Annotated in this window: 3 protein-coding genes; 1 reads left to right on the forward strand and 2 read right to left on the reverse strand. The window is 41.3% G+C overall.

The features are described 5' to 3' along the window. Positions 1-375: 375 nt before the first annotated feature. Together O9295_RS04400 and O9295_RS04405 are read right to left on the reverse strand one after the other, a co-directional pair. On the reverse strand, positions 376-1,614 hold the full coding sequence (locus O9295_RS04400; RefSeq protein ID WP_288031996.1) for a Shedu anti-phage system protein SduA domain-containing protein: 1,239 nt from the start codon (positions 1,612-1,614) through the stop codon (positions 376-378). Between the two features lie 316 nt (positions 1,615-1,930). Continuing rightward, the gene (locus O9295_RS04405) at positions 1,931-2,455 is read right to left on the reverse strand and encodes a DUF7919 family protein (protein WP_288031998.1); all 525 of its coding nucleotides are present in this window, start codon (positions 2,453-2,455) and stop codon (positions 1,931-1,933) included. Positions 2,456-2,831: 376 nt separating this feature from the next. Here O9295_RS04405 and O9295_RS04410 point away from each other — a divergent pair, with 376 nt between their 5' ends. Next, positions 2,832-3,206, forward strand: coding sequence for an element excision factor XisH family protein (locus O9295_RS04410; RefSeq protein ID WP_288032001.1), 375 nt, complete (start codon positions 2,832-2,834; stop codon positions 3,204-3,206). Positions 3,207-3,300 lie beyond the last annotated feature (94 nt).

The following is a 3,300-nucleotide window of genomic DNA, read 5'->3' on the forward strand; positions in this document are numbered from 1 at the left end:
CGATACTAAACGTCGGGACATATAAACAGTTATAAGGTTGGTCATGGTTGACCTCTTAGATTCAGTCGGGGGACTGAAGACCTTACTAGGCGGTTATTTCAGGCATTTCAGCCCTATTTCATGCCTAAACGTTTCGCACCTGTTTCTTCTATTAATCATGTCATATTGCCCACAGATCACGGCTCCAAAAAGTAAGGTAAAATGCCTCCATATTTGTCTATATCTGATCGCACTCCCGTCCGTCGCTGTGCCTAGACGTTTTTAGCTTATTATCATTTGCTTGAATCAATGACTATGGTGCGTTCCCCAAAATCGATCGGTGGAGCAGTAGGAGTTACATTAGGGAACACACCCTACAGCTACAGCTACTACAGGTTAGTTAGAGGAGTAAGGAGGCATGGCTTTGGGCTGCGCAAGATATGGCGCAGGCAGCGGAGTACTTCCGTCAGAAAGTGTTAAGTTTCCACCCGCAGCATCGTACCAGCCTAACATCTTATTTGAAAGAATACTTTTTCCTGATATTTTTTTGTCAGTCGAAAAAGGATGGCCGGGGGTGTACAGGCTTTTCAAGCCGTCAAATAATATTCCAGGCAAGGGATGAATCGCTAGTGGAGAGAGATAGTATTGATATCTCTGGTTAAAGTATGAAAGGAGCTGCTCTTTCTCTTTATGATCGAGTATACAAGCATAGACAATAACCTCATACATTATTGAGCTTGCGGGTGTCTTCATCATCACGTCAGATCCGCATACGATATTGTGAATTGATTCGGTCTTTATGTGCATGGGATCAAATACTCTGTCAATGGATTCAGTGCCATTCATTGATAATGATATATGTGTACATGAATCAGATAGACCAACCCGAAAGTAAAGTAGATTTGGTTTATTCCCAAGTACGAATAAGAAAGGCCTTCTGGTTGGTACGCATTTTCCTTTGATCGTAATATCTACAAAAACCGAATTTGCATTGAATCCTACCGAGACTTTGTTCATAGGATCACTGCCAAAATCAAGCAGGTATTGATCTTGAGGTGTAGTTATTGGATCAAAATGCGAAAAGAGTACAGCACCTGAAACTCCTTGTAGATGAAGCAGTGGAGACTCCTGAAGCCTGATTTGATTTTCGATAGATGAAAGAATATCATCAAACGTCAACAAGGTTATTCTTGAATTTCTATTCCTAACAATTTCGTCGTGAACCCAATGTTTATCAAGCGAATCATCTCTTGATGCCACAAGTATGCTATGTACTTGTCTCTGAACGGTGATCCCATACTTTGTCTTCATAAAGTTTCGATTATCCGTCTCCTCAAAAAAGAGTGAATACTCATTGCATTGAGAGATGTATGACTCAAAATCTCGATAGAAAGTCCTACGCCGGTTTTTCTGTGTATGGACTTTAATATCTGGCCTCTTGAGTTCAAAGACAAACCAGCTACCGCTACAGTCTCTTGCCAAGAAGTCAGGGATGTATTCCTCTCCTTCAATGTTGATTGAGCAAGGGTGAGGTATTTCCTCCGAAAAACCAAGTACAGAGAATATCATCCGGTTATTTTCAAACCACTTTTGGTAATGTTCTTCTTTCTGATTCGGCGCTTCTACAAGTGCCAACAAGGACTCATGAAGCTCCTTTAGGGATTTGATAAGCATGAATGACTATAAAGCTAGTGGTAAGCAAGCGCTGCTGAGATTCTAATTTTTCCGCAAGGTTGCAGCACCAATTGTTGAATCTGACTGCACTTCGTAACAAAAATTTACAACTCGATCATAACCGATCGCACTCCCGTCCGTCGCTGTGCCTAGACGTTTTTAGATTATTATAGCGGTTCTCACATCTATGTGGCACAATTAAACCTTTGCTGATTAAGCTTTTCAACATCAATAATGTACCTCTTGCGAACAGGAAACGCTATATCATTTACTTGAATCAATGAAATTTTCTTCGGAGAGCTTGGTATTCTTCTGACTCTGGCGAAGGACCCGTAACAACGGCTTCGATGAATTCGTCTGGTGGCTTATACTGGTGTTCCACAACGTAATGATAGATGAGTGTAGGCGCAGCGTAGATGGCAGATTGGCCAATCACACGGATCTCGCCAGTTCCGATGTTGAGCCAATGAGTCTTTTCCCCATATCGTGGTACGCACCATTGTTCATAGGAAATGTCACGGCACAATTCGCATACATGAAACCCACGAGCAATATTAACGATGTATTCGTCCAGACAGAGTTGGAACAGTGTATCCTTGAACTCTTGAGAAGTTTCCCCCTTTGAATAGGATTTGTTGCCGCTGAGCCAACCAACATTGAGAGTGGTTAGCATACGCTCACCTCTTAGTACAGGCGGTTCATGCCTGGCAAAATATTCGTAGGGAGTCAGGTCTTTATAGTAGGTCATCGCAGTCTTTCGAATTCCTTTAGCTAGATTGCTGACAATCAGCCGAAATAACATCAGCTTTTCCCCGAAGATTGTGGCACCAATTGTTCAATCTGACTGCACTTCGTAACAAAAATTTACAACTCGATCATAACCGATCGCACTCCCGTCCGTCGCTGTGCCTAGACGTTTTTAGCTTGTAATCATTCAAATCTATCGCTGCAGCGGTAGGACTTGCATGAGGGAACACACCCTACCAGATCTGCACTGAGTTCCGTTGTTGCCTTGTTAGGATTAGGAGGATTAGGGTTAGTCTCTAGCCTGACCAAGCGAAAATAGAAATAGTAGGGTGAGCATTGCCCACCTTACCGCTTTTTCAGTCATAATAAATCCGAATTAGGGCGAACTGTAGTAAAATAGTAAACGAACCTCTTAAGCAGGGTTTATAAGGATGTCCAGACGAGACGATCTACATTTATCATTACGTCATACTTTAGAAAAAGAGGGTTGGAAAATCACTGATGATCCTTTAATTCTAACCTTAGAAAAAACCTTGCTTAAAGCTGATTTAGGAGCAGAAAAGTTTTTTGCTGCGGAAAAAGAAGAACGTAAAATTGCTGTAGAAATCAAAGACTTTGATACGCCTTCAGTTATCAGTGAATTAGAAAAAACAATAGGACAACTTCAATTATACCAATGGGCTTTAGATTCACAAGAACCTGAAAGAAAACGGTTCTTCGGTTTTTGTTATGCAATGGACGGGGGTTATAAGGGATGGAACCCTTATATAGAAAGGCATTTAGCGATTTTTGTTAATTGTTTTTGATATAGAGCGAACTAATCAATTAAGTCTCTTACCAGATAAGGATTTAGTCGATTTATGCCCCCCTATCGAACCATACCAAGTAACGAAGAACCAT

Source organism: Microcystis sp. LE18-22.4A, assembly GCF_027531105.1.
GTDB lineage: Bacteria > Cyanobacteriota > Cyanobacteriia > Cyanobacteriales > Microcystaceae > Microcystis > Microcystis aeruginosa.